The 3,138-nt window shown below is 25.0% G+C and carries 6 protein-coding genes; 1 reads left to right on the forward strand and 5 read right to left on the reverse strand.

Features of this window, described 5'->3' with window-relative positions:
* Positions 1-18 precede the first annotated feature (18 nt).
* From RWY47_RS18000 to RWY47_RS18015, 4 genes are all read right to left on the reverse strand, one after another.
* A complete protein-coding gene (locus tag RWY47_RS18000; RefSeq protein ID WP_160165096.1) occupies positions 19-180 on the reverse strand; it encodes a hypothetical protein in 162 nt (53 codons plus the stop codon).
* 94 nt (positions 181-274) lie between these two features.
* Positions 275-820 carry a GNAT family N-acetyltransferase gene (locus RWY47_RS18005; RefSeq protein ID WP_025163071.1) on the reverse strand — a complete coding sequence of 182 codons (546 nt, stop codon included), beginning with the start codon at positions 818-820 and terminating at the stop codon, positions 275-277.
* Positions 821-883: 63 nt separating this feature from the next.
* Positions 884-1,390 (reverse strand): site-2 protease family protein, encoded by a 507-nt coding sequence (locus RWY47_RS18010; protein WP_021429251.1) that lies wholly within the window; start codon positions 1,388-1,390, stop codon positions 884-886.
* Positions 1,391-1,451: 61 nt separating this feature from the next.
* A complete protein-coding gene (locus RWY47_RS18015; protein ID WP_021429256.1) occupies positions 1,452-1,640 on the reverse strand; it encodes a hypothetical protein in 189 nt (62 codons plus the stop codon).
* A gap of 411 nt (positions 1,641-2,051) precedes the next feature.
* Here RWY47_RS18015 and RWY47_RS18020 point away from each other — a divergent pair, with 411 nt between their 5' ends.
* Positions 2,052-2,294, forward strand: a complete 243-nt coding sequence (locus RWY47_RS18020) for a hypothetical protein (protein ID WP_021429241.1) — start codon at positions 2,052-2,054, stop codon at positions 2,292-2,294.
* A 150-nt stretch (positions 2,295-2,444) separates the two neighbouring features.
* On the opposite strand, the gene RWY47_RS18195 is transcribed toward RWY47_RS18020, so the two are convergent.
* Positions 2,445-2,573 (reverse strand): DUF4177 domain-containing protein, encoded by a 129-nt coding sequence (locus RWY47_RS18195; RefSeq protein WP_316030385.1) that lies wholly within the window; start codon positions 2,571-2,573, stop codon positions 2,445-2,447.
* Between the last annotated feature and the right edge of the window lie 565 nt (positions 2,574-3,138).

The raw sequence follows: 3,138 nt of genomic DNA on the forward strand, positions 1-3,138 counted from the left end.
CCTTTTTATTATATTTTCCTATTTAAGATTATCTATTTTTTCTTCTATTGATGTAAGTCTTTCATTTACTAGTCTTTTATCAGATATAACCTTTTTTATTAATTTATAAATTACTATAGGAATTGCTATAATTAAAATTGTATTAAATATTTGAAAAAATAATTCATATGTAAAGCTCATAATATATTACTCCTTTTTTCATTTTAGATAAACCCCATTAGTTAAATAATTCCCATATGAATTATATCATATTATAAATTCATTTAAAAACTGATTACTTCCTAAAAATAGCAAATATATTTAAATCTTGTTGTTTATCTCTAAAATTAGCATATTTCTTTAATAATCCTTCATGCTCAAACCCTAAGTTTAATAATAGCTTTTCAGAATACTTATTTTCAGGGTAAACAATAGCTTCTATTCTTTCCAATTCCATGAATTCAAATCCGTATTTCAAAATAGCACAAATTGCTTCAGTTGCATAACCTTTATTCCAAAATGCTTCACCAAGTTCATACCCTACTTCTGCTCTAAAATGGTTTTTATTCCAACAATGAAAACCGCATGTTCCAATAATTCTATTTGTTTCTTTAAGTTCTATTCCCCATCTGATAGACTTTTGATCCTCAAATGCTTTATGAAATTTCAAAATAAGATCTTCTGCTTCAGATAAATTCTCCATTGGGTATTTTCCGTAATATTTAGTCACTCTTTCTGAAGATAGTATTTCAAATAAATCATTAATATCTGTAGTTTCTAACTTTCTAAGTATAAGTCTTTCAGTTTCTATTATTGGAAATTTGCAACTAATTTCATTCACCTATATTCCCCCCTCTAAATATTTATTGTTTAACTAAATAGCTCTATCTATAATTTAACCCCTTTATATATTAGTATTTTCTTTCTTAAACTGTTGTAATATTTTATAACCATCACTTGTATGGCCTACATAAGGATTATAGAAATACTTTATTGGCAAAATAGTTAATAAAAATTGAAATGCACTGAATATAAATAATGCATTAAATACTAGCATTAAAATAAATGGTAAGCTTACATTTACTAGACAAGTATACATCAAAATTGAAACTATTAATGTTGTCAGAGGACCTCCTAAAATTATCCAAATTGACTTGATTTTATTATTTACTTGGCTCCAATTAACATAGCCATAAGATACATCTACTACAGATTTGTATCCATTTAGATTAATTAACAATCTATTTAGTTTTATCTGCTTATTTAAATTAGAGTTTCCTATATTAACAGTTACATTTTCCTTTGAAAAAATCAAAGCTGGAATTGCATGCCCTAACTCATGAATTAAAGTTAGTATGGGCATAAATATAATATAAACTAATGGATATAATATAAAATCTATAAATCCCATAACATCCCCCATTCAACTTAATTGTATAAGACAAATTATATATTTTTTCTTTTTATATTTATCAAGATTTCTTCTTTCTTTTGTATCCATTTATGAAAAATACTACTGATGCCATTAAAGAAACTATTCCCCAAAATATATTATTCTCAGGATTAAACAATGGTGTTGATGATGTGAAACATACTATAGCTGTTACAAACCAAACTAACGCTCCACAAAAAAAGCTTCTTCCACTTTTCAATATATCCATAATATCACCACCTTTTAACTTTAAAATATATTAAATATATAATTGAGTTTCAATGCTCTATTATTAACATTCTATGATCTCACCATAACTCAATTATCATTATTAAACATTAAATTTTTGATACAATTTCATATATACTTAAACTATCATCTAAAACCAATTAATTATACATATATCTTCAAATCCCTTTTTTAAAATTAACTTGCTTTAAATAATTATTTTTATGTAGATTGATTCTAATACAAACCTTATATAAAGTATAGTTTGTAAAGTCTTTTAATTGGTTATAATCTGCCAATAAAACATCTTATACAGAGTAATACATACGGGACTTACACTAGAATAAAAGATTTTCAATTAAGGATGCTTCAATTTATTTAAATTAGGAGGGAAAACAATGGGGTTTATAATATGGACGCTATCTGGAAAAAACCTCAAATAGAAGAACAGAATATACAAGCCTATAACAAAGCCTTGGGCAAACTATGGTGTGTATTTGGTTTTTTCTTTATATTATTAGGAACACCATTTTTATTAGGAGAAGAACAAAATTCTCCGCTTTTTATAATTTCAATAATAGGTGTTATTTTAGAAGTTATTATATTAATGGCTGTCTATACAATAAAAATTGAAGGAAAATATAGAAAGAAATAATAATATATACCTCCAACTTGTAAGACAGTTTTTATAAAAAATATTAATATAATGCAAACAAAAAAGTAGGAGTATATCAATTAATTGGTATACTCCTACTTTTTTACTTCTATACTCGCAAGTCTTTCATCTACTTCGTGTAATTTAAGATTATCTACTAACCATTTCTTTTTCAAATATTATTTGATAACAATATGGACAATACATACCATTATTATCAGCTGGTGGAACAACTATTTGTTTTAATCTCCATCCATTTTTTGCTTCTTCGTTAATTATGTTTTTACACGCTTAAAAATGGTCACCTTTTTTCACTTTAAAACCTTGCTTTAATGGTACTTCTATAAATTTATATTCAAACATCTTTTATTCCCCCTATTTTTAATATAACTATATATCTTCTAGTTTATTAGTACTTTTTTCATTATCACAAAATTTATCCAATGTTGCGCTTATCTAAACCTTTTTGTATTAATTTATAAGCTATTTAAATATACTGAAATAAATGCCACTTGTAGTTCACTAACGTCTTTCTTAAAAAGTACATGATCTTGATATATTTGATCCCTAATAATTTTGTGAAATCATGTAATCCTATTATAGCGATTTCTTTTTCTATCATTACTTCCCTTGCTTATTTCATTATATCTTTCTACATCTTTACTATATCTTAAAAACCCTTCTTTTATCAATTATTTTATTTAAAATTAGTCTGTAGTCATCTTTTCTTACTAGCTTTTTTCTTACATTAGGAGTCTCCTATAGTTACAATATCGATTATATTAAAATGTACCTTTGTGTATGATTTTTCTTAGAACTTTCAATAATTGATTTTAATAAAATG

This window comes from Paraclostridium sp. MRS3W1 (assembly GCF_032465715.1).
Lineage (GTDB): Bacteria > Bacillota > Clostridia > Peptostreptococcales > Peptostreptococcaceae > Paraclostridium > Paraclostridium dentum.

Coding starts and splice junctions, on each gene's coding strand:
- RWY47_RS18000 (WP_160165096.1), bottom strand. CDS start 180: ATGAGCTTTACATATGAATTATTTTTTCAAATATTTAATACAATTTTA.
- RWY47_RS18010 (WP_021429251.1), bottom strand. CDS start 1,390: ATGGGATTTATAGATTTTATATTATATCCATTAGTTTATATTATATTT.
- RWY47_RS18015 (WP_021429256.1), bottom strand. CDS start 1,640: ATGGATATATTGAAAAGTGGAAGAAGCTTTTTTTGTGGAGCGTTAGTT.
- RWY47_RS18020 (WP_021429241.1), top strand. CDS start 2,052: ATGGACGCTATCTGGAAAAAACCTCAAATAGAAGAACAGAATATACAA.